This is a genomic window from Rubinisphaera italica, assembly GCF_007859715.1.
Taxonomy (GTDB): domain Bacteria; phylum Planctomycetota; class Planctomycetia; order Planctomycetales; family Planctomycetaceae; genus Rubinisphaera; species Rubinisphaera italica.
The window spans coordinates 465,586-490,781 of the sequence record NZ_SJPG01000001.1; the positions used below are offsets into that span (position 1 = coordinate 465,586).

Consider the following 25,196-nt stretch of genomic DNA (forward strand, 5'->3'; position numbering starts at 1 on the left):
ACTTAAGATGCAATTGAACGAAAATTGTCCCATTCCTCTTTCCGGATCTCACGGGTTAGTGACCCTCGCCCATGGCGAAGGCGGACTGTTGTCGCGGGAGTTGATTCGGGACCATATGCAGGTCATTCTGTCAGATCCCACCTTAAACGTTTCTGGAGATGCGGCCTGCCTGAGCCTCAATAGTTCGTCAATCATGATGACCACTGATTCCTATGTGGTCTCACCACTATTTTTTCCGGGTGGAGATATCGGCTCTCTGGCGGTCTACGGAACCGTTAACGACCTGCTCGTGAGCGGTGCAATTCCTTATTGCATAAGTTTGGGAATTATCATTGAAGAGGGGTTTCCAATTGCAACCTTGGATCGCATCCTGAAGAGCGTGAGGAATGCCTGTGAAAGATGTAGTGTCTTTGTATCAACGGGTGACACGAAAGTTGTTCCGCGGGGCCAATGTGATCAGATCTACTTAAACACGACAGGAGTCGGGATAGCCGGTCCTGTTGTGCCACCGGGACCTCAGGCCATTCAACCTGGTGATGAAATTCTGGTGACCGGACCAATTGGTCAGCATGGCATTGCGATCCTTTCTGCCCGAGAAAATTTACAGTTTGAGCCAGAACCCACCAGTGACGTGAACAGCCTGGCAAATGAAATCAATGCCATCAAGGGGCATATGGAGCAGGTTCGCTCACTCCGGGATGCCACGCGGGGAGGAGTCTCGGCTGTTTTACACGAGTGGGCTGAGGCTGCTCAATGCACTTTCACAATCATGGAGAATCAATTACCGATCTCCCCGGAAGTACAGGCAGCCTGTGAATTGCTCGGCCTGAATCCCCTTCATATTGCATGTGAAGGGACAATGGTGATTGCGGCAGCTTCGGGACAGGGGCCTTTAATACTGGAGTCACTGCAGGCAACTGGTAATCGTGATGCCGCAATCATTGGGACTGCTCGGTCACGTCAGAATGCTCCCGTCACCATAAAAAATCTCTTCGATCGTGAACTTCCAATCGATGAACCTATGGGGGCACCGCTACCTCGAATCTGTTGAAATTCTTCTCCGAAACTTAGGAACTACTCCGAACAATAACGAACCAATTTTCGGTACGGATGTATTTAAGGCTGTTACCGGTTCAGTTCAAACCACACTAAGGAGCTAACAAGATGTCTGATGCAGTAAAAGGGACTTCTGAATATATCCGTTGGTTCAACGACATTTCGATAGACGATATTGCATCGGTCGGTGGAAAAAATGCTTCACTTGGTGAAATGTATCAGTCGCTGACCGACCAGGGGATACTGGTTCCTAACGGTTTTGCAGTCACTGCTCAGGCCTATCACGATTTTCTCTCTGTGACTGGCGTGGATCAGAAGATCAGATCCATTCTTGCAGATCTGGATACCAGTGACATGGAGAACTTACAGCAGCGTGGCCACGCCGTGAGACAAGCCATTCTCTCAGTCACAATGCCCGACAGTTTGCAACAGCAAATCATCACCGAATACGAAACGTTGTGTGGCGAAACCATTGACATCGATGTCGCGGTCCGCAGTAGTGCGACTGCGGAAGATTTGCCCGATGCCAGTTTTGCCGGACAACAGGAAACCATGCTCAATGTTCGCGGAGCCGGAGTTTTACTGGAAACATGCCGTCGCTGTTTTGCCTCCTTATTCACGGATCGTGCTATTTCTTATCGTCAGGAAAGAGATTTTGATCATTTCACAATCGGACTTTCGATTGGTGTTCAACTGATGGTTCGTTCGGATCTTGCTTATTCCGGCGTTATGTTTTCGATTGATACCGAAACCGGATTTCCAGATGCCGTTCTTATCAACGCCGCTTATGGCTTGGGAGAGAATGTTGTTCAAGGTTCTGTCAATCCTGATGAATTTTATGTTTTCAAGACAACTCTCCTGAAAGATCCTGAATGTCGTCCCATTCTCCAACGTCGCCTCGGGACAAAAGAATTCAAACTGATTTACGATCTCGGTGGCACAAGGATGACAAAGAACGTTCCTGTCTCCCTGGAAGATCGTCGACGATTTTGCATTCCTGATGAGGACCTGCTGCTCCTGGCACGATGGGCCTGCGTGATCGAAGATCACTACTCTCAAAAGAAAGGTCAGCTTTGTCCAATGGATATTGAATGGGCTAAGGATGGGCTGACAGGAAAAATGTATATCGTTCAGGCACGGCCAGAAACGGTTCAGTCTCAGAAGATAAAAAATGTGTTGGAGACATTTGAACTTAATAACCGAAGTCAGGTTCTCGTTACCGGACGTGCAGTCGGAGAACGAATTGCTAAAGGCCCCGTTCGGATTATCGATTCTCCACTTGGGCTCAAGCAGTTTCAGCCAGGAGAAATCCTTGTCACTGATAAAACAGATCCCGATTGGGAACCGACGATGAAGAAAGCAGCGGCGATTGTTACGAATCGTGGCGGGCGGACTTGTCATGCCGCCATCGTCAGTCGGGAATTAGGTCTTCCCGCAATCGTGGGAACTGAAACAGGCACAGAGCTTCTTCAGACTGGTCAACCAGTCACCGTCTGTTGTGCCGAAGGAGATGCCGGCTTCGTCTATGAAGGATTACTGGATTATGAGCAGAAGTCCGTTGAACTGAGTGAGGTCAGTCGGACCAGGACAAAGATTATGATGAACCTGGCCAACCCCGATCAGGCATTTCGGCTTTCCTTCTTGCCAAATGATGGAGTTGGCCTGGCCCGGGTCGAGTTTATCATCAACCATTCCATAAAAATTCATCCACTCGCACTGCTGGATTACGATCAACTGGCGGATATCAAAATCAGGGAAATGATCGATGAGATTACAGTTGGATATGAGGACAAGCCGGAATTCTTTGTCGAGAAACTAGCCGAAGGGGTCGCGATGATTGCGGCTGCGTTCTATCCCAAAGAAGTCATTTTGAGGATGAGTGATTTCAAAACAAATGAGTATGCAAATCTGGTAGGCGGTAAACCTTATGAACCGACCGAAGAGAATCCGATGATCGGTTTCCGGGGAGCTTCCCGCTATTACGATGACCGTTATCGGGCTGGCTTCGCACTCGAATGCCGGGCGATTCACCGGGTCCGAGAAGTTATGGGATTACATAATCTCAAAGTCATGATTCCGTTTTGTCGAACTGTTGAGGAAGGCCGACGGGTGATTTCCGAAATGGAAAGTCATGGACTCGTTCAGGGCGAAAATGGTCTGGAAGTTTATGTGATGTGTGAGATCCCCAGCAATGTCATCATCGCCGAACAATTTGCAGAAGTCTTTGATGGTTTTTCAATTGGATCCAACGATTTGACACAACTGACATTGGGAGTGGATCGCGATTCTGAAATTGTCGCCCATCTATTCGACGAGCGGAATCCAGCTGTGAAAAAGATGATTACTGAGGTGATTAGCAAAGCGAAATCCGCGAATAAGAAAATTGGAATCTGTGGGCAGGCCCCAAGTGATTATCCCGAGTTCGCAAAATTCCTGATTGATGAAGGTATCGACAGTATCTCACTCAATCCCGATACAATCATCAAGACAACATTACTGGTTGCCGAACATGAAGCGAAACAATAATGAACTGGAGCAAATTGATGAATAATCCAACTGCAGAATTTATTGAAAATGGGATTATGACATCACTAACACATTGGCCCCGCGCGTCGGCTTAAATTTGAGATCGCGCAGAGCCTGATTCGCTTCCTGGAGTGGAAATGTTTTGATTGTGGGGCGAATTGGGATCTCTGAGGCAATTTTTAGAAATTCGCTGATATCATAATGGGTGATATTCGCAACAGATTGTATCTGGCGTTCCATCCAGAGGTGTTCATGATAGTTGAGCAAGAGTAACTCTTCCTGATCACGGGCTTCCTTTCGGATCGCATTAATCACCAACCGCCCGCCAGGTTGTAGATTGCGGAGTGCGTTTACGACAGGTTTCCAGGCGGGGGTCGTGTCGATGATTGCCTTCAGCGGTACCGGAGCTGTTGCTTCGATCGGACCTGCCCAACTGGCTCCGAGATTGAGTGCGAACTGTCGCGATTCGGCATCACGTGCGAAGACCGAAACTGGAGAGCGCGGATACAGATGGTGAATCAAAGACAAGACGAGATGAGCGGATCCTCCAAATCCAGTCAAACCAATCGGATCTCCATCGTAGCATTGTGTCAGTTTCAGTGCCCGATATCCGATAGAGCCTGCGCACATCAATGGAGCCGCTTCAGCATCTTTGAATAACTCTGGAATTGGATACGCATACCGGGCTGGAACAGACATTTTTTCTGCGTATCCACCATGATGGTCACATCCGGTACCCTGAAATGTCGGATCCAGATTTTCGTCACTGTCTCCGGTCGATGAGTAAATCCAGCCGACTCCGACACGATCTCCAATGCGATGTTGAGTGACATCATGACCTACGCTTTCAACATATCCAATGACTTCATGTCCCAGGATGATCGGCAGTGATGGCGGAATTAAGCGTCCTTCGATTTCATCGAGTTCAGTATGGCAAACTCCACAAGCAGCAACACGTATAACGACTTCATCAGATTGAGGTTCTGGATCAGTCCAGTCAACGTACTTCAACGGTTCGGAGTCTGGAGTGAGTTCCTGAAGAGTTTCCAGGATCATTGCCTTCATCAAACGCTCCTCAAATGATTAATATTCTCAGTTCCTGAAAACTCAGCTTTGAAGATGTCTCAGGATAGCCACTCGGGACGAATCAGCATGACCAATCCCAGTACAAGAATGACGATCCCGCTAGTCAGTTTGAGCCAGCGACCCTGCCGTTCCTGCAATTTGTTCTTTCCTAACGTGATCACAACGATGCCAACCATCAAACTATCGTCAAACATATAAGCAATATTGTAAAGCGCGAGATAGCCATAGTTTATCCAGGTCGAATAATTCTGCTCCGTGAGAATTTGAGTATAGAGTGCAGGCAGACCGGCTGTGCATAACAATTCGACGATATTCACAAGTACTGCGAGCACAAACGCACCAAACAAGGCTCCGTACAGGTTTTCAGCAGTAATGATTTGTCGCGTTCTTGCATAGATGCCCGGTTTTGCAGACTCAGGAATCGAGAGAGAAATGCCTTTTTTGAAGAGAAAGAAGTCCTTGATGTGTATCGAGCCAATCCCAATGGCAAGAATCGCCAGGATTACCTGGACTGATCGAAGATATCCAATCAGCAGGAAGACGTTGAGCCATGCAGCCATGAAAGCGAAGTAGGCCAGCCCACTCACCAGCACGAAAGTCGCGGCGATTAGTAGTATCCTCAGACGATTTTTCAGATTAACAAGTAAGGATAATAGAAATAGAAGTACCCACATCGCACAGGGGTTAAAACCATCGACCAGTCCCACAAGAATGGTGAACAGGGGCATTCCCAGACTATCCGCATTCACTTCGCCAATCCATGGCAGGATGATTGTCGTATCGGATTCGGGACCGAGAGGCGTAGCATCATTCAGGTCTGGTTCGAAAAAACTGGGGGCATCCAGAGACGTCTCATCCTGTAACAAACTTGTCGAACTTTCTGGAGAATTCAAGCCGGCGGAGACTGTAAATAGGGATCGTTCCCAACGTAGTTGTGCTGAAAAAGGAATTTCAGAAAAGAGTTGATGCTCTAAACTCGGTTCCATCTTTGATTGTGTCTGTCCGGCATTCATCGTCCAGGTCGTCAATAATTTCTCCAGACGATTACCGGTAATTTCGATTCCCTGAAAACCAACAATCATCTGATTGCAGAGATGAAAGACCGGAGTGCTTGCTGCTGCCTGTTTATAGCGTTGCGTGAGAGTGATCAGATCCTGTCGTGCTTCCGCGTCTTTAAAGATATCCCGGACACGAAATTCAAAACCTGGATATTTATCCCGCAGGAGCTTTAAATATCGTATGGCGTCCTCGCAATGAGAACATCCTGCTCGGGTATAAATATCAACCCGTAACATCTGTTCGACATAGGACTCAACATTTTGCTCGTTCAAACCACGAGAACGATAGGCATTGCAGCCAATCAGTAACGGCGTTGAGTCCGCCGTAATTGAAAAATAGTCCAGAAACCTTTGATACTGCAGCAACTGCTTTTGATCGGCATTGTCCAGATCGACAGCTTGAAGTGTTGTGGCCTTGCGTGATCGTATGCTTTTATTCAGGGAGTTAAATAGCAGCAAATCTGTATTCTGATCACTGTGATAATAGAAAACCAGGACTGCGGTACGTTTGGTTTCCATTTGAGCATGGGCGTGGCGTATCACTAAGCCCGAAGAAGTTGTCATCAGAAATGCCACAATGGCCATCAATATGAAATATCTCCAACGTGCTACAGTATTCCACAGCAAGTCACAAGTATGATTGATCAATGTGATTTGGATTGATGTTTGCAACGTAATAATGAATCAACCTTCTATTTCTCTCAGGCGATGGTGATTTCGGAGTCCAGGTAAACGTCCTGAATGCGATTCAAAAGCTCGATACCCTCTTTCAGCGGTCGTTGAAAGGCTTTGCGGCCACTGATCAGCCCCATGCCACCTGCTCTTTTGTTAATCACTGCTGTTCGAACCGCCTGAGCAAGGTCTGAATTTCCAGAGGACGCTCCACCGGAGTTGATAAGGCCAGCTCGTCCCATATAACAATTGGCCACTTGATATCGACACAGATCGATCGGGTGATCAGAAGATAATTGCTCGTAGACGAGATCATTGGTTTTGCCAAATTGTATGGCTCGATAGCCTCCGTTGTTTGTGGCTTGTTTTTGCTTGATGATGTCCGCTTGAAGCGTAACTCCCAAATGGTTGGCCTGCCCAGTCAAATCGGCCGAGACATGATAGTCCTGATCAGTTTTGAAGGCTGGATTCCGTAGATAACACCACAAAAAACAGGCCAGGCCAAGTTCATGAGCCGTCTCAAATGCCAGGCTGACTTCTTCAATTTGACGGCGGGATTCGGGAGAGCCAAAGTAAATTGTAGCTCCGACGGCCACCGCACCCAGATCGTATGCTCTCTTCACAGAGGCGAACATCCGCTGATCATAAGAGTTTGGATAAGTAAGAAGTTCATTGTGATTTAATTTGACCAGAAACGGAATTCGATGCGCGTATTTTCGGGAGACTGCACCGAGAACTCCAACTGTGGATGCGACGGCATTGCATCCTCCTTCGATGGCGAGTCTTACTATGTTTTCCGGATCGAAATAATCAGGATTGACGGCAAAGGAGGCGCCGGCAGAATGTTCGACTCCTTGATCCACCGGCAATATCGACATGTACCCCGTCTGACTCAATCGGCCGTGAGCAAAGAGCGTTTCCAAGCTCCTGAGGACTCTCGAGTTTCTATCAGAATTTGCACATACTCGAGAAACGAAATCTGGCCCCGGAAGAGTCAGCCGTGATTTATCAATGGTTTGGCACTGGTGGTCCAGTAGAGATCCGCTTTCTTCCCCAAGAAGTTCAAGGATGGAATTCATGAGTCACTGCTCCTTTATAAAACCGACCGATGGCGACACTCTGATCAGGCATCTCGTCTGCGGGAAAAGTCATCCATGGGATTTTGTGAGAGATCGCGTAGACGGCTAATCGATTCAAGAGATCTTCATCATCGTCTCGTCTCTCAGAATGCTGTTCAATTACTCCTGTTGACTGGCTGTATAAACCCCAGACTTGAGTATCTTCGGCAAGACAAATCGATTCCAGTCGGCCAGTAAATAACTCTTCAAATATCACTTCAAGATCACTGGAAATATCAGGTAGTTCATGCCGTGTCAGAAAATCATCCAGGAACTTTTGACGTCGACCTGCAACAATTTCACTGATGAATGATAACGAATCGTATTGGAGATCTTCTACCGATTTCTGATCGGGATTACCTGACAGAACTCGACTTGAAAGATCTTGATCGGTAACAACCTTGCTAAATTCAACAGCAATTCGATTTTCAGCAGCGAGGAGAAGAGGACCGTGCTTGTCGGTGAGTTTTGGCTTGATCGCATCAAACACATGCTGGCAAAACTCGTGTAAGCGAATCTTTGAATGAGGGTCATCGGGTTCGGCTTGATGACCATGCAGTATTTCTTTTCCAGAGCCAACTGAGTGACGCTGAAGTCCAGGATCCGATATTTGAGCACGATCGACCGTCATACTCATCTGATCCAGTTCCGGGATCCTGAGTTGCGTTGGTTGACCTTCGCTAACTTGAATAAGACGAACATGATTCTGACTCAGAGCCAAAACCATGTAAGGAATCTGCTCCTGAACGACGGGAAGCAAAGGTCGGAGGTAAAAATGGTCTCCTACAAAGACTAACTCGGGAACAGGGTCGGGGAGCGCATAGTGATGAATCTGCTGATCTGATATCAGAATCACCATTCCTTGAGAACGCTTTTTCCAGACGGTCTTCTCTGCAAATGACATCACCTTATTGATAAACTTCTCAGCTTCTGGCTGCTCGAACCACCAGTTTGCCAGAGTGCTCTCTGCTTGCTTTAACAAATTGCGTAAACGGATTGAGTTCTGCTTCGACTCTCGTCCAGTGATTTCGACTGGAAGATAAACGGAGACGAGTGGTGGAGTATTTTGATTTGCGAATTCGAATAACTCTTTTGTCTTAATGTCACACATTTTCGATCCAGAAGTCCACAGCGAACAACTTCGCTGCCCTCTCTATTGTGAGTGCCTGGCTAATACAAAATAAGCAAATGATAAAGAGTCGGGTGAGTGCACCTGCACACACCCGAAAATTCTGATTAACCTTTGATGGCTACCTTGTGACATTTTGCCTCTTCACATTTCGGCATCGTTACGGTCAGAACGCCATTGTTAAGTTCAGCAACAATTTCCTCCTGAGATACCGAACAGGGAAGATCAATCACGCGGAAGAACGAACGTTGAGAACGTTCGATCCGATGAAACGTTTTATTCTTTTCTTCACTTTCATCCCGATGCTCACCAGAGATGCGGATGCGGTCACCAGTAACATCCAATTGAACATCCTCGGGTTTCAAGCCGGGCAGATCCATTTTCAGCTCCAGTGTATTCTCAGTTTCAGCCAGATCGAATGCAGCGGACTGTGGACCATTTGACCATTCACTTAGCCCCCTCGTCATCTCTCCAAACAGTTCATCCATTTCCTGTCGAATGGCTTGAAACGGATGGCGAATTGCGGGACTCATGTTCCCCGAATTTTTAGAAATCCCAGTACCAGCCATCATTCACCTCCTGGTTGTCTACAACCGTTTATTGTTCCAGAAAAATGATTCCGATTTTCATACTTCTGAAAATCAGTCAATGACGTCATTTTCTATTAATCTACAATGAGTGACTACCAGATATTCAGGTGTTAGTCTGTAGCGACTTTCATGACATAAGCTGCCCTCAGAGATTGCTGAGGAGAGATGCTGAGCCGGGAAACATAGAGCATTTCCCGGGATTCTTATCTATCGTTTGGACACCAAAAAACCTTGTCGTCTTCAGTCTGCTGCAGAAAAAGCGGGCATTCTCGGGATAATACATCGAGACTGGCACGAGCAATCAACATGTATCCTGAGCTCACTCCCACATCCACAAAATCAGCGAGGGAAGATCGCTCGCTGCAGTTTCTGCAAGTTCGATAAGGTGGCTGCAAGTACCGCGTCGATTTCATCTCCTGGCAGATCTTTCAAAAAACAGTGCCCCGTTCGATTGTCTTGCTTGAGGTAACCAATCCTCGGCTTGAAGGCACTGTGTCTCTTACGGCGTTTCTACTGGGCACTGGTCAACAATAGTAGACCGCCCCCGGGAATATGGGCAACGGTCTGACCATCAAAATCATTGCCACGATACAAAAACGGCAGCCAATTCACCGACTGTATAGAGACCATGCAACATCATCTGAACGATTCGCAATCGAACTGGATTGTGCCAGTTTTCAGACATTCTACAGCTCCAGCAAAGTCCTCAAAGGTACCCGGAGGCTATGGAGCTTTATTGTTATTTTTTTCATGGCTTTATTTGCAGTCTGTGTACAATAACTATCCAAATGATGGTTGTGATGAAACGATTTCGAAACTAGATCATTCTTCTTTCTGGTGATGATTCTGATAAGATGGACGGTAAGCAGCAAACTCAGGTACGGAAGAGCTGCTGAAACAACCACGCTCTGACAAACTCAAAGAGCATAGAAAATACATCAACGAGCACCGTCTGGACATGCTTGAAAATTGTAATTGGAAATGGAGTCATCGCCTATGAGTTTGCCGACGATTGAGCCGCAGGAAAATGATGCCATGGTATTGAATCAGGGTGTCGTGGTTTCCGTTCGTGGTAGCGTTGTCGATGTACGGTTCGAAAAGCAATTGCCTCCAATATATTCTGTGCTGCGAGCTGGGGACCAAAGGCAAATTGTTATTGAAGTTCTGGTCCAACGCGATAAGTTTCATGTGCGCGGGATTGCCTTGACGCCGACGCAGGGACTCGCGCGAGGTATGACCGTAGAAGATACGGGCGGCCCATTGCAAGCCCCGGTGGGTAAAGGGTTACTGTCGCGAATGTTTGACGTCTTCGGCAATACGATCGACCGTGAAGGGGAATTAGCCGATGTTCACTTACGTAGCGTCCATCGGGCTCCGCCAGCGTTAGCACAACGTTCGACCAAGTCAGAGATATTTGAAACGGGCATCAAAATCATTGATGTTCTTGTGCCTCTTGAACGGGGTGGTAAAGCTGGTCTATTCGGGGGAGCGGGCGTAGGTAAAACCGTATTGCTAACGGAATTGATTCACAATATGGTAGGGAATCACAAAGGCGCGAGCATATTTTGCGGCATTGGTGAACGCTGTCGCGAAGGCGAGGAACTCTACCGAGATATGAATAAAGCTGGGGTGCTTCCGAACATGGCGATGGTGTTTGGGCAAATGAATGAGCCACCGGGAGCCCGCTTTCGCGTGGGACATGTGGCATTAACCATGGCTGAATATTTCCGTGACGACGAGCATCGCGATGTGCTGCTGCTTATCGACAATATCTTTCGATTCATCCAGGCTGGCATGGAGGTGTCTGGCTTGATGGGGCAGATGCCATCGCGACTGGGGTATCAACCGACCATGGGCACGGAACTCTCAGGTTTGGAAGAACGCATTGCGAACACCGACACCGGAGCCATCACATCGATTCAGGCAGTCTATGTGCCAGCGGACGATTTCACTGATCCTGCAGCGGTACATACATTTTCTCATCTTTCGGCTTCAATTGTTCTGTCTCGTAAACGGGCCAGCGAAGGGCTCTATCCGGCTATTGATCCACTGCAGTCGAGTTCAAAAATGGCCACGCCGGGAATCGTTGGCCAGCGTCATTACGAACTGGCACAAAAAATTAGACGGACGCTGGCCCAGTACGCCGACCTTAAAGACATCATTGCGATGCTCGGTATGGAGCAACTTTCCCCTCAGGATCGAATGATCGTGGGACGCGCTCGCCGATTAGAACGCTTTCTGACTCAGCCCTTCTTCACAACTGAGCAGTTTACAGGACTCAAAGGCAAACTCGTAAGCCTCAAAGATGCCTTGAACGGTTGTGAAAGAATTCTGCGTGATGAATTTAAAGAGACCAATGAAAGCGATCTTTATATGATTGGAACGATTGACGAAGCCACCAGGAAGTCGAAGTTAAAGACAAATCCTCAGAAAACGGAGGAACACGCCAATGACGTTCATGCATCTTAAAGTGTTGCTACCGTTTCAGGTCTTTGCAGAGAAGACCGACGTCTCCCGCATTGTTGCAGAATCACGAGAAGGTTCGTTTGGCTTGCTGCCGCATCGACTGGACTGTGTCATGTCTCTCTCTCCAGGAATTTTCATGTACGAAAATGAGACGGAAGGAGAGGTTTACATCGCCATTGACGAAGGTATGCTCGTCAAATCCGGTCAGGAAGTGCTCGTCTCCGTTAGAAATGCAATTGGTGGTACAGATCTGAACCAGTTACGCGCAGCTGTTGAAAGAGAGTTTCTGACACTGGATGAACAGGAGCAAAGTATTCGCTCCACAATGACAAAATTGGAGACGGGTATTGTCCGTAGTCTTTCGGAGCTTCATCATGACTGATAAGCCGAAAGCGATTGACAATAAGAAACAAACGGCTTTTAGCCGGGAAGTCGGCGCAAAGCTGACACGAAAACTTAAGGCTCAACGTCACAACAATTATGGGGTTTGGTTTGGTTTGGGAATGATGGGGCTGATTGGCTGGTCGGTCGTAATTCCCACATTACTGGGAGTTGTTATCGGAATTTGGCTGGACAAACACTTTGGAGCACGGCACTCGTGGACGCTAACGCTGATGATCATTGGTTTGACAATCGGTTGCTGGAGTGCCTGGCAATGGGTCTTTAAGGAAGATAAAGCGATGCGAGACGAACAGGAGGATCGAGATGAATGAGGCGTTCATTCTGATTCCAGCTTGGTTAGCAGGAACCATACTGGGAACGATATTCTTTGGGGGACTCCGATGGACCATTCAGAAAGGAATCATCTCCCCATATCCGGTGCGGTGGTTTCTTGGAAGTCTTCTGCTGCGAATGAGTGTGACCTTGCTGGGATTCTACTTTGTCTCAGGCTTTCACTGGGAGCGACTGATGGCATGCCTGATAGGTTTTATCATGGCACGCATGGTCGTAATGCGGCAGACGTTCAGTTCCGTTGAAAATCCAACTCTCAACGTGCAGGAGGCCAACCATGCGTCTCAGCCCTGACGAACTGATTTTCTGGCAATTCGGATTTTTCAAAATCAATGCGACCATCGTATTCACTTGGGCAACCATGCTATTGCTGATCGTTGCCTCGAAACTGATCACGCGCAAGCTTTCTACTGACTTGCATCGCACTCGTTGGCAGAATCTGCTTGAAATCATCGTCTGCGGCATCGAAAAGCAAATCGCAGATGTGGGGCTGAGTCATCCTCTGAAGTATCTTAGCTTTCTGGGCACACTATTTTTATTCCTGGCCACAGCCAGTCTCTGCACAATTTTCCCTGGCTATGAACCGCCGACGGGCTCATTATCGACAACCGTAGCCTTGGCACTTTGCGTGTTTGTGGCGGTGCCGATGTTCGGAATCGAAGCTCATGGTTTGGGAGACTACCTGAAGTCTTACATTGAACCGACAGTCATTATGCTTCCGTTCAATATCATCAGTGAATTATCAAGAACATTGGCATTGGCCGTTCGATTATTTGGCAACATGATGAGTGGAGCGATGATCATTGCTATATTGCTCACGATTACTCCGCTCATTTTTCCAATCTTCATGACGGCACTCGGCTTGCTCACCGGAATGGTGCAGGCCTATATCTTCACGATCCTGGCTGCTGTTTATATTGCCGCTGCGACACGAATTCGTCAGCCCAATTCTAAATCCGATGGGGCCCTCTAACTTTACCTCTCCAATAAAAGGAAAAATACATGGACAGTATGACAATCATCGCGGTGACATCGATTGCCATTGCCGGGATTACCACCAGTTTCGGCTGTATGGGGCCTGCCTTCGCAGAGGGAAAGGCGGTCGCAACTGCCCTGAGCGCACTGGCTCAGCAGCCCGACGCCTCAGCTACAATCACCAGAACGCTATTTGTCGGTCTGGCGATGATCGAATCGACGGCCATTTATTGCTTTGTAGTTTCTATGATTCTCATTTTCGCCAATCCGTTCTGGAACCAGGCCATCTCCCAAGCGGCAGGAAAGTAAGCAATGCTTATTGATTGGTTCACCGTACTTGCACAGGCGATTAACTTCCTGATTCTGGTGTGGTTGATGAAACGATTTCTCTATCGCCCCATCCTGCATGCAATTGATGAGCGGGAAAAGAAGATTGCAGCAGAACTCGCAGATGCTGATGCAAAGAAAGCCGAAGCCCGAAAAGAACGCAATGATTTCGAACGGAAAAATGCAGAGTTCGATCAGCAGAAATCGGAACTGATCAGCCAGGCTACGGAGGACGCGAAAGCAGAACGCCAACGACTGATTGAGCAAGCGCGTCAGGCAGCCGATTCCTTCACTATTAAACGACAGGAATCGTTGAGAATTGACGCTCGTAACCTCAACAACGCCTTCATTCAACGGACTCAGCAGGAAGTCTTTTCCATCGCACGTAAAGCATTGATTGATCTTGCTGGCGTAAGTCTGGAAGAGCGAATGTGTGAGACATTCACAGACCGCCTGCGAGACATCGACGGTATGACAAAAGCCAGACTGACTGAGGCACTCAAGTCGTCATCGGATCCTGCTATCGTACGGAGTGCGTTTCAATTGTCTGAGAGTCAACGTCAGAAAATCCAACAGACATTCAATGAAATTATCGCAAAGGAGATTCTCGTCCGCTTTGAAACGACTCCAGATGTCATCTGCGGCATTGAGCTGACCATCAACGGACAAAAAATAGCATGGAGTCTTGCCGATTATTTAAGCTCGCTCGAAGAGAATGTTGACCAAATACTCAATAACAAACAGATGATAACTCCCGGCGCTGAGTCAAATTCTAAAGATACGCACCTCGCGGAGAGTCACTCATGAGTGAGCAACCGGAAAGCTTAAACGATCTACTCGACACTGCCTGGGCAGGGATCCATCAGGCTCAATCCGCCCTGAAACCCCGATTAATACCGCGAGAAGTCGGTACTATTACCAGTCTGAGTACAGGAATCGCCAAGGTTTCAGGCTTGCCTAATGTTGGCTTTGAAGAACTGGTTAAGTTTCCGGGCGATGTGTTAGGCATTGCATTCAACGTGGATGAGGATGAAATCGGTGTCGTGTTACTTGGCGACTATTGGCAACTTCAGGCAGGTGATGAAGTGCGGCGCACCGGACGTGTGATGGACGTGGCTGTAGGGAACGGATTACTCGGGCGGGTGATCGATCCGCTTGGGCGACCAATCGATGGCAAGGGGCTGGTCTCCACGGAAACACGTCTTCCTACAGAACGTGCTTCACCCCCAATTATGGATCGTGCTCCCGTAACGGTGCCGCTTCATACTGGTCTCAAAGTTATCGATGCACTCATTCCCATTGGACGTGGTCAACGGGAGTTGATTCTCGGTGATCGCCAGACAGGAAAAACTGCCATTGCATTGGATACCATTCTCAACCAACGGGGGCGAGATGTTGTCTGTGTTTATTGCGCGATTGGACAGCGGGCTTCCTCTGTGGCGAAAGCGGTGGCTGTTTTGCAAGAGAGCGGGGGGCTGGATCACACAGTTGTCGTAGTCTCCGAAGGCGACGATCCTCCCGGACTGGCTTACATTGCACCCTATGCAGCAACCAGTATTGCTGAATATTTCATGGAAGCAGGTCGTGATGTCCTGATTGTTTACGACGACCTGACACAACACGCACGTGCTTATCGTGAGCTCTCTTTGCTCTTGCGGCGTCCCCCCGGTCGGGAAGCCTTTCCCGGTGATATCTTCTATATTCACTCCCGGTTACTGGAGCGATCGACACATCTGTGCGAGAAACGCGGAGGAGGCTCATTAACGGCATTGCCAATCATCGAAACGGAAGCTCAGGACATTTCCGCTTACATCCCAACCAACCTGATTTCCATTACGGATGGGCAAATCTACCTGTCTCCTTCTCTCTTTGAACTGGGAGTGCTGCCCGCTGTCGATGTTGGTAAATCCGTATCACGTGTTGGCGGGAAGGCACAACGGGCAATGTATCGTGCGGTTGCAGGGGATCTTAAACTGGCATACGCCCAGTTCGAAGAATTAGAAACGTTTGCTCGATTCGGCGCCCGTCTGGATGATAACACTCTCAAAGTAATCGAGCATGGTCGACGAATCCGTGAATGTCTCAAGCAGCCCGAATTCACTCCCGTATCAGTGGCTGCCCAAATCGCAATCTTACTCGCCTTGAGCGAGGGGCTTTTTGAGGCCGTGCCACTTAACCAGATGACAGCTGCAGAACAGACCGTTCAGGATTCAGCTGAAAATATTCCGGAAGACATCTGCAAGAGATTCGAAACCGCTCAGAAATTGAATGACGAGGATCGCAAAACGATCATCGAGATTGCTCGACAATCACTTGCAGGATTCAAATCCAATCCAGACCCCAAGCCCACCTCTCCAGCATCGGTTGAGGAGGAACAAACATGAGTGACAGCCTCGCGAGAATTCGCCGTCAGATCACCACCGCCAGCGATTTGCAATCGGTTGTCAGGACGATGAAAGCGATGGCCGCTTCCAGTATCGAGCAATACGAGCAATCCGTGCGAGCATTGACTGACTACTACAGAACTATCGAATTAGGTTTGAGTGCATGTTATCGAAAAAGTAACATGATGACATTGTCAACACCTGGTAATCAACATCCAGAGTCTGGGACCATTTGCGCCATTGTGTTCGGTTCTGACCAGGGTCTGGTAGGCCGATTCAACGATGTTGTGGCCGATCATGCAATTCAGACACTTACGAAGTTTCCCGGCTCACTGGAAGTCTGGGCAGTTGGCGAACGCGTTCACGCAAGATTGTCAGATGCCGGCCTCCCAATGCAGGGACTGTTTAATGTACCAAATACCGTCAAGGCCATCGCGCCGCTGGTCGGTCAGATTCAATTGGAAAGTGTCTCTCAGCAATCTACTGAAGAACCTGCGTGTGTGTATGTCTTTCACAATCGCCCGAATTCTGGGGCATTGTACGAACCAGTCAGTCGGCGGTTGCTCCCTCTGGACACCCAATGGCAGAAAAGTTTGACCAAAGTTTCCTGGCCAACCAAGATTGTTCCAGAAGTGATGGGAAGCGAACTCTCGATATTGCGAGCCCTCATCCACGAGTATTTGTTTATCTCAATGTTTCAAGCATGTGCAGAATCACTGGCGAGTGAGAATGCGAGCCGTCTGGCCTCGATGCAACGTGCAGATCAAAATATCAATCAGTTACTCGAAGAGTTCCACGTCTCCTTCCATCGCCTCCGCCAAAGCAGCATTGATGAGGAACTGTTCGATGTCGTCGCCGGCTTTGATGCCCTTGTTGCATCCAAGGAGCATGTGAAATAGGTTGAGTTTTTCGTTTCTCAACACAACTTGCCCCGACCGCATCTGGCGTTTCACTGACAGACACAGAATGAGATTTACTTCCAAACCGGCGACAATATTCCTGATAAATAAGAAGCGTCGTGACAAACTGCTACTCTCTTGGAAACCACAATACTCACCGTGACATCAACTCAGCTTGACACTGCCGCACATGACCTGGAAGACTCATTACATCGGCTTTCGGAAGACAAGAAAGTAGTTTTCCTGAAACCCTTTCATCTTCTTCTCAGCGACAAATTCGAAACCTTGCTGTTCGATTTCCTGGCGGACTGTCGTTTTATCAGCACGCACATGTTCGAGCAGCCAATCGCGGCTCACTCCGGGGATTTTTTCGAAGTCGACAACAATAAATCGCCCACCCGGCTTGAGTGCAGACAGAATGGTAGCGAGAGTTGATTGTGGGTACTCGAAATGATGATAGACATCGCAGGTGAAAACGAGATCGAGCAACTCAGGTGGTAGATTGATCGCATCTTCATCACAAAGCACGGGAGTCACATTCGTCTGATTATGTTTACGCGCGACTTCACGGAGATGCTCCACGAATGGAACGGCAATTTCTACGGCGAATACCCAGCCTTCGGAGCCAACTTGATCCGCCATTAAAGTTGTGTACAAGCCTGTTCCCGCACCAACATCGGCCACCCGCATGCCCGGTTGGAGCTCCAGTGCAGCCAGCACCTCGTTACGAGCCGTGAAAACCTCACGACTTTCTACCTCGAATCGTTCAACCCATTCCTCAACCTTCAAATTTGGGTTTAGGAAATTCTCATTAATTCCTGGCTTCACACTCTTAGTGGGCAGTGACTTTGCATCCGTCGGTTGTTCTTGCCCGACGGAAATCTCCAACTCAGATAATAAACAGAACGCGACAATGCCTACCACCAACCAGCGGGCAAAACCAAACCTTTCCCATGCACTCATCGAATACTCTCCCTATCGGCTTGCACTAGTTCACATATCAATCCAATGAAGTTATGACGTATCTTCAATTCAAATCACCTTACATGATATCTCTTAGCAAGTTGTGCTACCACTTAATTGGGAAGTCTTTTCTGTTAGGCTTATCTGCCAAAACCATGGGAAATTGAACAGTTCTGGGGCCTTCGATCAAGCCGGATTCAAAGACTGTCAGATCGAAGACCACTAAAGGTTCGATCGGAACACTGATTTCGCGAGGCGCGAAGATCTGGTCGCGATTGTGAGTTAAAATTCAAATAGGAATGAAAAATAATGGGACTGAAATCCGGGACCGATAGGGGATGACTTATTTATTAATACAATATCCCCTGAGGCTTTTTCTTGCCCAATTTGACAGATGTGTGTAATTTGAATTCCATCAGCCACTCCCGAAAAAACGCTCTGTACATCCTATGTTGCCCAAGATCCCGGGTTGGTATAAAAATACAGTGATAAGAACGCTTGGTCTGTTTCTCCGATTTGATTAAACGCATTAAAGCACTACACTTCTAGCTGATTTAGGTCGCTGGGGTGGGGCAAATGGATGTGAAAAGGGTGATGGCTCGCTCAGATGACAATCTTATAAATGGATTTCGGAGAGAGAGCCACTTGCGTGATTCGTCTCCAAAACAATAACTGGTGCAGACCACATGCTGAATTTCTTCAATAAAAAAGATCCCTGGGGCAATGGACTTTCCGTTTGGGTTCTGGCTGCCCTGCTGTTTGCGACTCCGTTTATCTTCACGACGCTTAAACAGATCGAGATGAAGAATGAGGTAGAGGCCTGGCTTCCGGAACGCGATCCGCAAGCTGTTTTACTGGACTGGTACGGCGAACACTTCCCTGTGAAAGATCGCCTGTTCGTTTCCTGGGACGACAGCACATTGAATGACGCCCGCAGCGAATTGCTGGCTGCGAAACTTGAAGGTTATGTCGATGCCAAAGGCGTTGAGCGTCGTGGGAGTCCTTATGTTGAAGCCGTTTTAACGCCCAGGGAATCGTTGCGACAAATTCTCGATCAGGGCATCGAAGACGATCAGGCTCTTGATACTCTGGGAGGATTGCTACTTGGGCATGGAGCTTTAAAAGTCCGTCTGACGGAACTCGGTCAGGAAAAACAGGATTTTATTGAACAGGAAATTATCCGACGAGCAAAAGATGAGTTAAAACTAAATGTCGAAATACTCCCAGCGGTAAAACTCTGGCAGCCTCCCCTTAAATTCACTGAATATGCAGAAATCCGTCAACGTAAAGCAGATGATGAGGAGTTTTACGAAGAGGATGAAGAACGCCTCGACAAGATTCTAGTAGTCCCGGAGCATGAGTTTCAGGTCACCTGGCATTTGATTGCACCAGATGCGGAATTATCGACCAAAGTTCAAAAATTAATCGAATCGATCACTTCACGCCCCAGTAAAGCCTACCCGAAGGGCGACCCGCTTATTGCTGAGACCTTCTTTTCGACAGGAGCACCGATTGCACTCGTGGTCACCTTCACGGAAGCAGGTCAGGCTGATCGTTCTGCGGCTCTTGAAGACGTTATCACGGTTGCCAAAGAATGTTTCATTCCTGCAGAAGAAATCCATCTTGGTGGACGACCCGTTGGCTCGGCTCGATTGAACGAAGAAGTTGCTAAGTCCAACTACGATCCGAATGCCCCATTTTTCATGCGTTCCGTAACCGGATTGTCGGCTCTGGTCAGCTTTGTACTGGCCTTTTTCATGCTACGTAGTTTTCGACTTGGCGTGCTCGTATTAACCGTTTCCGGCTATGCGACCTTATTAACGGTGATGCTGGTTCCCTTAACGGGATCGACCATGAATATGGTGCTCATTGTGATGCCGACCCTATTGTCGGTATTAACACTTTCAGGAGCCATTCATCTGGCCAGTTACTGGAAGCATGCAGCCTGGGAGAACCCTGAGAATGCTGTCATAAATGCAGTTAAGATGGCAGCACAACCCTGTATTCTTGCCTCAGCGACAACGGCAATTGGTTTGGCATCATTGATGACCAGTACACTCAACCCCGTTCGCGACTTCGGAATCTATGCGGCGGCAGGATGTGGCGTATCTTTGATCTTTGTACTTTTTGTCTTACCTGCCTTAATGCAAGTTTGGCCAGGCCAGCCACCCGAAGAACATGAGTCCGATGGTAAGTCCTGGCGTCTGCTGGCAAACGCGATTTATCGTCATTCCTCGTTAGTTACAGTTGTTTGTCTGGGACTATTTGCCTTTGGTCTTTATGGGCTTACTTATTTTAAGAGTGAAACGAAAGTGATTCGTTATTTTCCCAAAGATTCTCAGATCATGAAGGATTACTGGTTTCTGGAAGATAACGTTATCGGCATCAATACTGTTGACACGATTGTCAGGTTCGATAAAGACGCACAGGAGAATATGCCGTTTCTGGAACGCCTGGAAGTGGTTCGTCAGATTACCGACAAGATCCGGACTCATCATGAAATTACTGGTGCACTTTCCCTGTCAGATTTCCAGAAGCCGACTGAACCACCTGCTGAAGATGACTCATTTCTTGTCAAAGCACGTTACAACAAACGCAGCAATGCCTTTGAAAGCAAAATTAAAGATGGCGAACTTCCAGAAGCTGAATCTCTGTTAACAGTCGCTCAGGAAGATGCCGACTGGACCGTTCCTGGCGATAAAAAATTGAGTGAAACTGGCGACGAACTGTGGCGAATTTCAGCCCAGGCCTACGTCATGGCTGATAATGATTACGGCCTGCTGATGGATGAACTCGATGGAATTTCTCAATCGGTTTTGAAATTTCATGCTGGCACTCATCATGTTGTGACAGGCATGGTTCCCGTATTCTTACGGACACAGGAAGCGTTGCTTGAGAGCCTGATTCGCAGTTTCGGCATGGCCTTTGGCATCATTGCTGTCGTACTGATCATCGTGCTCAGGAATCCGATTGCTGGTTTACTGACCATGCTCCCCAACCTCATGCCCGTCGCATTTTGCTTCGGCACTTTGTCGATAATGGGGGGGCGGGTCGATATCGGTACCATGATCACTGCTTCGGTGGCTCTCGGGATAGCAGTCGATGGCACTTTGCATCTACTTACCTGGTTCAAACAGGGGTTAATTTTGGGCAAGTCACGGAAAGAGGCTATCGAACTGGGACTCTCTCATTGTGCGCCTGCAATGTGGCAAACCAGTGCGATTGTTGCCATCGGCTTACTAATGCTCTTCCCGGCTCCACTGTTAATGATCAGTCGATTTGGAATTCTGATGGCTGCCTTAGTGGCTGCTGCCCTCATCGCAGACATTGTGTTTCTGCCTGCACTTTTGGCGGGATGGTTGGGAACCATCATTGAAAAAAGTGTTCGAAAGTCGAACAATCCTCAAGAGAACTCCGAACTTTCAAACACTGCTGGCCTCAATGAGGATGTAGATCCCGAAGACACAGAATCCCGTCAAGCCAGCGTATCGACTCCTCATCTCAAAATTGTCACTGCCAAGGTCACCGAAGGATCAAATTCTAACTGAATCAATTTGGCAAAGGATTTGCTCTTTTCTCATCCCTTTCTCTTTGCAATGATTCATTTTGTGAATATTGTGCGACAAATATACGGAATTTTCCGTGTGCAAGCATTCATGTCAGGCTATTCTTTAGTGACAGACAATATTTTGTCTCAAATGCGTCAAAACATTGTATTAATGTCCGACACAGGCATATCGAAGAGCGATTGCTCTAATAATAATTCAGGAATAGATTATGACCGAATACGTCGAGCCTCTTGGGCCACGAATTCTTATTCGAAAAGATGAAAGTCGTCAAAAAACACGTGGCGGAATTGTATTACCTGATCAGGCTGAGATTCCAACCATTACAGGGAGAGTCGTTGCGGTCAGTCTTGAAGTTGAAAATGACGAGGAATTTCCCGTCAATAAATACGACAAGGTTCTGTTTCACCCTAAGGATGCCATTCCGGTCGATTTTGAATCAGACAATCTGCTGTTTGTCGTGCCGATTGATGATGTCGTCGCTGTCTTTCGTCGCTCTGAGACACCGCGCTCACATTCCAATTCGGATCTTGGACAAGAAGAATCCGATGACGATAGGGACGACCTGGAGTAGACGACCGAATTTATGCAACTCGGTAAAGTTCTAGAGCATATTCAAAAATCACCTGCAGCGTTTGGCAGGAGCAAACTCAGTGTTTTACGGTCATTTGGAGTCCAAGCGACTGCAGAAACCATTTGAAAATGGTCTAGAGCATTTCCAAAATCAATTTTCCGCGTTCTGCCTGAGCAAATACAGCGATTTAGTTAAATAATCGAACAGGTGAAGGCACACTGCATTTAGAAATGCTCTCAGAACTCCGAAGAGTTACTCAAATCCCAGATTCCGTTCGATGCTTCTCGCCTTGGGTGACATGAGCATATTCCTGAAGGGATCATTATCCACTTCCAGTGGCCGATCTCCACGCGCTTCAATGCCTGCTTCTTTTATCCAGCCTTCGTCAACGTTATCGGTATCATCATCATAATCATGATGACTCGGTTTCGAGCTATCAAAGCTTCTCGTGAACATCTCTCGAATACTACCAGTTTGCGTGCATCCACTCGATCCAATGAGTAATAACATCAGTATTGCTAATGAGAGAGAACACTTTCCCTTCGAAAAACAATTCAATAAAGGGAGGGCTGAGAACCGGATCATGGGATTATCCTGAGGGAATTTGACGTGGGATTGTCAAAGACGATGACACTGCCATTTAGGCATGAGTGTTTACGCTGAAACAAAACGTCGCAGGCGTAACACAGTGAATAAGGAGGGAGTATTGGAGGGAGCGAATAAGTATCATACGCGTGGTGTCTTGTCGAGATGCATTCGAGGGCTGTAAATCGTACAACGACTCCTTTGAGCATCTGCTCAACCAATATCTGTCGCATAGACTTTCAAATTATTATAAAAGCACGGTTTAGCCCATTTTCAAACGGTCTCTGCAGTCGCATGGTCACCAAATGTCCTATAACGCTGTGTTTCTCCTGTTGAACGCTGCAGGAAAGTTGTGAATATGCTCCAGCCCAGCAAATTGCCGCAATCTCAGGATAAACATTCTCTAATAATGACTCACACAGTGGCCAGAAGAGTATTTTCTTGTACAGATCTCATTCAATTTTAAATTCCACCAGATGTTAAAATTAGCTTCACTTGATAATCGGATCGTGGAACGCCACAATGCCCATCCGCTTGTTAGATGTGGGGATAGAGATTTTATATTGAGCAGAATGAGAACCAGAAACTCAATTTCGATCCTCTCTCTCATCTTGCGAGATGCGATGCTATCCAGTGAAAACAAGTCCAAACGGTAACCTAAGCACACGGAATTAATGCGATGCCACTCAAGTCAGATCGATTAGAGCGTAGTTTGAAATTAGCAGAAAATACTCGTGACCTGTGGCAAAAAGACTTGGAATCCCGAAGTGTCAAAGCGGAAGAATTCCGTAGAGACCCACGCTGGCGTTCACTCAACGCAGCTTGCAGAGACATTCAAACCCGCATGGATGCAGCCAAGGACTTAACTGAACGCGGGCAACGCGAAACGCCTGCTGAAGAATCCGACCAAGAATAATCACATCATTGATTAAACAAACGGCATCCTCAATTGATGCCCACGGAGAGATGGCAGAGCGGCCGATTGTGCAGCATTGGAAATGCTGTGTCCTGGTAACAGGACCGGGGGTTCGAATCCCCCTCTCTCCGCTTTTTTCATTTTGGCTTTCTCAAATCCTATAAAAACAGGGGTTTGAGAAGTGTTGCCAGTTTCGAAAATTGAAACTGTGCCAAAACTGTGCCAAATTCGTTGCTTGAATCAGCCATCGATTTCTTACTTCATTCATAGTCGCTGGACTTGCTGACCTCCAGTAAAAAAGAATAGTAACGTCCCTACATCACACTGATGCAGAGGACAACATCAGACAATTTGAATTTTGCTCATCTGTTCGGTCGATGTTTTTTCATTCAGGTGATAGTACCTGCTGATCATTTTGCTGTCTTTGTGTCCCAGCCAGTCCATCAGGATCCGCTCCGGGATATTGTTATTGGCACAGACTGAACAAAAATAATGTCGGAAAGAGTGTAGTCGTCCGTCAATAAATCCGACCTCCCCGTCAGGGCTCGGAAAACGATCTGCTAGTGGTTTGAGCAGATCCCGGATCAGGACGGTACGAACGACATCCGGTTTGATTTTCCCTCCCCGAGATCCATGAAAAACCAATCCATCGTCCTGTCGTTCGATCGAGTTGAGTATCGGTTGAAGATCGGGATGAATGGGAAATCTTCGACTGTATCCTGACTTGATCGTTCGCTTGTTTCGTCCCTTCAAACTCTTTTTCTTACTTTCGTCAGTCAAGCTGATTTTGTTGGCTTCAAAATCGATATCGTTCCAGCGAAGCCCTGCTAACTCACTGATTCTCATGCCAGTGTACGCGAGAGTTATCAAGACGTTTCTCAGCCAGATTAATTCGGGATCCTCGCAAGCTTTAAAGAGAGCTTTGACTTCTTCAGGCTTCCAGCAATATGTCGTCGACTCCTGAATCTTTGGAACTGATTTTTTGATCAATGCCTCGGGTGGCAGGTGCGATTTCTCCACCAGATATTTGTTGATCTGTAAGATCGTGGCGATCTCAAAACACTGAGTGGCATGAGCATACTCACGAATTTCCAGCCAAGAGGCATACCGATCCAACAACTCATCGGTCACTTGATTCCAGTATTGAATTTTCTGATTTGTACAGAACGGGACAAACTTATCCAACACGGCACGATACCGTTTTCGGGTCGATTCCCGTGGACCTCCGACCGATAACGGTCGTCGTGTGTATTCCTCGTACAACCTACGCCCTGCGGCGATTTGAAGTAGGGCTTTTGAATCTCGATCCAATAGAGACTTGTCCACCAATCCTTGTTTGACAGCCTTATTTAAATCGAGTTCGGAAACCCTAGAGCGGGCTTCGGCTTGATCCGATGTTCCTAGTGAGTGCCGACCCAGATCCGGGGAATTGCTGCGTCCATCTGCATACCAGATACCATTTTTATGTTGATACAATACCCATCTAAAGTGCGGACACTGAATGACTTGACGCGTACGTTTTTTAGGCACAATCGTAACCTCCTCTGCGAAATGCGATTCGCAATAATGTGCTG

The 25,196-nt window shown here is 47.6% G+C and carries 22 protein-coding genes, 1 tRNA gene and 1 pseudogene; 15 read left to right on the plus strand and 9 right to left on the minus strand.

The features are described from left to right. Window positions 1-7: 7 nt before the first annotated feature. Together hypE and ppsA are read left to right on the plus strand one after the other, a co-directional pair. A complete protein-coding gene (gene hypE / locus Pan54_RS01890; protein WP_165441531.1) occupies window positions 8-1,051 on the plus strand; it encodes a hydrogenase expression/formation protein HypE in 1,044 nt (347 codons plus the stop codon). Window positions 1,052-1,164: 113 nt separating this feature from the next. Next, complete coding sequence (gene ppsA / locus Pan54_RS01895; protein WP_146501885.1) at window positions 1,165-3,582, plus strand: phosphoenolpyruvate synthase; 2,418 nt, start codon at window positions 1,165-1,167, stop codon at window positions 3,580-3,582. A 54-nt stretch (window positions 3,583-3,636) separates the two neighbouring features. Here ppsA and Pan54_RS01900 read toward each other — a convergent pair whose 3' ends face one another. The 6 genes and pseudogenes from Pan54_RS01900 to Pan54_RS26705 all read right to left on the minus strand — a co-directional run. After that, entirely contained in the window at window positions 3,637-4,647 is a 1,011-nt protein-coding gene (locus Pan54_RS01900; protein WP_146501886.1) for an alcohol dehydrogenase catalytic domain-containing protein, read from the minus strand. Window positions 4,648-4,706: 59 nt separating this feature from the next. Then, window positions 4,707-6,290 carry a glutaredoxin domain-containing protein gene (locus tag Pan54_RS01905; protein ID WP_165441532.1) on the minus strand — a complete coding sequence of 528 codons (1,584 nt, stop codon included), beginning with the start codon at window positions 6,288-6,290 and terminating at the stop codon, window positions 4,707-4,709. A gap of 137 nt (window positions 6,291-6,427) precedes the next feature. Further along, the gene (locus Pan54_RS01910; RefSeq protein WP_146501888.1) at window positions 6,428-7,477 is read right to left on the minus strand and encodes a class I fructose-bisphosphate aldolase; all 1,050 of its coding nucleotides are present in this window, start codon (window positions 7,475-7,477) and stop codon (window positions 6,428-6,430) included. Beyond that, window positions 7,461-8,627: a baeRF3 domain-containing protein gene (locus Pan54_RS01915; RefSeq protein WP_146501889.1), complete on the minus strand. Its 1,167-nt coding sequence runs from the start codon at window positions 8,625-8,627 to the stop codon at window positions 7,461-7,463. Before Pan54_RS01915 ends, Pan54_RS01910 begins: the two co-directional genes overlap by 17 nt. A 125-nt stretch (window positions 8,628-8,752) precedes the next feature. After that, window positions 8,753-9,178, minus strand: a complete 426-nt coding sequence (locus tag Pan54_RS01920; protein ID WP_207310022.1) for an Hsp20/alpha crystallin family protein — start codon at window positions 9,176-9,178, stop codon at window positions 8,753-8,755. A 655-nt stretch (window positions 9,179-9,833) separates the two neighbouring features. After that, window positions 9,834-9,916: pseudogene (locus Pan54_RS26705) on the minus strand (ArsR/SmtB family transcription factor); the annotation flags it as partial. 315 nt (window positions 9,917-10,231) lie between these two features. Here Pan54_RS26705 and atpD point away from each other — a divergent pair. Genes atpD through Pan54_RS01970 form a run of 9 tightly spaced genes read left to right on the plus strand, consistent with a single transcriptional unit; the run spans window position 10,232 to window position 17,018 of the window. After that, window positions 10,232-11,704, plus strand: coding sequence for a F0F1 ATP synthase subunit beta (atpD, locus tag Pan54_RS01930; RefSeq protein ID WP_315852365.1), 1,473 nt, complete (start codon window positions 10,232-10,234; stop codon window positions 11,702-11,704). Next, the gene (locus Pan54_RS01935; protein WP_146506280.1) at window positions 11,694-12,083 is read left to right on the plus strand and encodes a F0F1 ATP synthase subunit epsilon; all 390 of its coding nucleotides are present in this window, start codon (window positions 11,694-11,696) and stop codon (window positions 12,081-12,083) included. Before atpD ends, Pan54_RS01935 begins: the two co-directional genes overlap by 11 nt. Continuing rightward, window positions 12,076-12,414: an AtpZ/AtpI family protein gene (locus Pan54_RS01940; protein WP_146501892.1), complete on the plus strand. Its 339-nt coding sequence runs from the start codon at window positions 12,076-12,078 to the stop codon at window positions 12,412-12,414. Before Pan54_RS01935 ends, Pan54_RS01940 begins: the two co-directional genes overlap by 8 nt. Continuing rightward, window positions 12,407-12,727 carry an ATP synthase subunit I gene (locus Pan54_RS01945; RefSeq protein ID WP_146501893.1) on the plus strand — a complete coding sequence of 107 codons (321 nt, stop codon included), beginning with the start codon at window positions 12,407-12,409 and terminating at the stop codon, window positions 12,725-12,727. The genes Pan54_RS01940 and Pan54_RS01945 overlap by 8 nt, the downstream gene beginning before the upstream one ends. Then, window positions 12,711-13,406, plus strand: a complete 696-nt coding sequence (locus Pan54_RS01950; protein ID WP_146501894.1) for a F0F1 ATP synthase subunit A — start codon at window positions 12,711-12,713, stop codon at window positions 13,404-13,406. The genes Pan54_RS01945 and Pan54_RS01950 overlap by 17 nt, the downstream gene beginning before the upstream one ends. A 29-nt stretch (window positions 13,407-13,435) precedes the next feature. Next, a complete protein-coding gene (locus Pan54_RS01955) occupies window positions 13,436-13,717 on the plus strand; it encodes a F0F1 ATP synthase subunit C (protein ID WP_146501895.1) in 282 nt (93 codons plus the stop codon). 3 nt (window positions 13,718-13,720) lie between these two features. Beyond that, entirely contained in the window at window positions 13,721-14,542 is an 822-nt protein-coding gene (locus Pan54_RS01960; RefSeq protein ID WP_146501896.1) for a F0F1 ATP synthase subunit delta, read from the plus strand. Further along, window positions 14,539-16,119: an alternate F1F0 ATPase, F1 subunit alpha gene (locus tag Pan54_RS01965; protein WP_146501897.1), complete on the plus strand. Its 1,581-nt coding sequence runs from the start codon at window positions 14,539-14,541 to the stop codon at window positions 16,117-16,119. The genes Pan54_RS01960 and Pan54_RS01965 overlap by 4 nt, the downstream gene beginning before the upstream one ends. After that, complete coding sequence (locus tag Pan54_RS01970; protein ID WP_146501898.1) at window positions 16,116-17,018, plus strand: F0F1 ATP synthase subunit gamma; 903 nt, start codon at window positions 16,116-16,118, stop codon at window positions 17,016-17,018. The genes Pan54_RS01965 and Pan54_RS01970 overlap by 4 nt, the downstream gene beginning before the upstream one ends. 207 nt (window positions 17,019-17,225) lie before the next feature. Here the strand turns inward: Pan54_RS01970 and Pan54_RS01975 are convergent, their stop codons facing one another. Beyond that, on the minus strand, window positions 17,226-17,981 hold the full coding sequence (locus Pan54_RS01975) for a class I SAM-dependent methyltransferase (RefSeq protein WP_146501899.1): 756 nt from the start codon (window positions 17,979-17,981) through the stop codon (window positions 17,226-17,228). 686 nt (window positions 17,982-18,667) lie between these two features. Between Pan54_RS01975 and Pan54_RS01980 the strand changes: the two genes are divergently transcribed. Both Pan54_RS01980 and Pan54_RS01985 read left to right on the plus strand, forming a co-directional pair. Continuing rightward, window positions 18,668-21,529, plus strand: a complete 2,862-nt coding sequence (locus Pan54_RS01980; protein ID WP_146501900.1) for an efflux RND transporter permease subunit — start codon at window positions 18,668-18,670, stop codon at window positions 21,527-21,529. Between the two features lie 229 nt (window positions 21,530-21,758). Further along, entirely contained in the window at window positions 21,759-22,121 is a 363-nt protein-coding gene (locus Pan54_RS01985; RefSeq protein WP_146501901.1) for a co-chaperone GroES, read from the plus strand. 252 nt (window positions 22,122-22,373) lie between these two features. Here Pan54_RS01985 and Pan54_RS01990 read toward each other — a convergent pair whose 3' ends face one another. Next, window positions 22,374-22,631 carry a hypothetical protein gene (locus tag Pan54_RS01990; RefSeq protein WP_146501902.1) on the minus strand — a complete coding sequence of 86 codons (258 nt, stop codon included), beginning with the start codon at window positions 22,629-22,631 and terminating at the stop codon, window positions 22,374-22,376. Between the two features lie 754 nt (window positions 22,632-23,385). On the opposite strand from Pan54_RS01990, the gene Pan54_RS01995 reads away from it, so the two are divergent. Both Pan54_RS01995 and Pan54_RS02000 read left to right on the plus strand, forming a co-directional pair. Next, window positions 23,386-23,622 (plus strand): hypothetical protein, encoded by a 237-nt coding sequence (locus Pan54_RS01995; protein WP_146501903.1) that lies wholly within the window; start codon window positions 23,386-23,388, stop codon window positions 23,620-23,622. Window positions 23,623-23,666: 44 nt separating this feature from the next. Continuing rightward, window positions 23,667-23,753: transfer RNA gene (locus Pan54_RS02000), tRNA-Ser, on the plus strand. Between the two features lie 211 nt (window positions 23,754-23,964). Here the strand turns inward: Pan54_RS02000 and Pan54_RS02005 are convergent. Next, entirely contained in the window at window positions 23,965-25,152 is a 1,188-nt protein-coding gene (locus tag Pan54_RS02005) for a tyrosine-type recombinase/integrase (protein WP_165441533.1), read from the minus strand. Window positions 25,153-25,196: the final 44 nt, after the last annotated feature.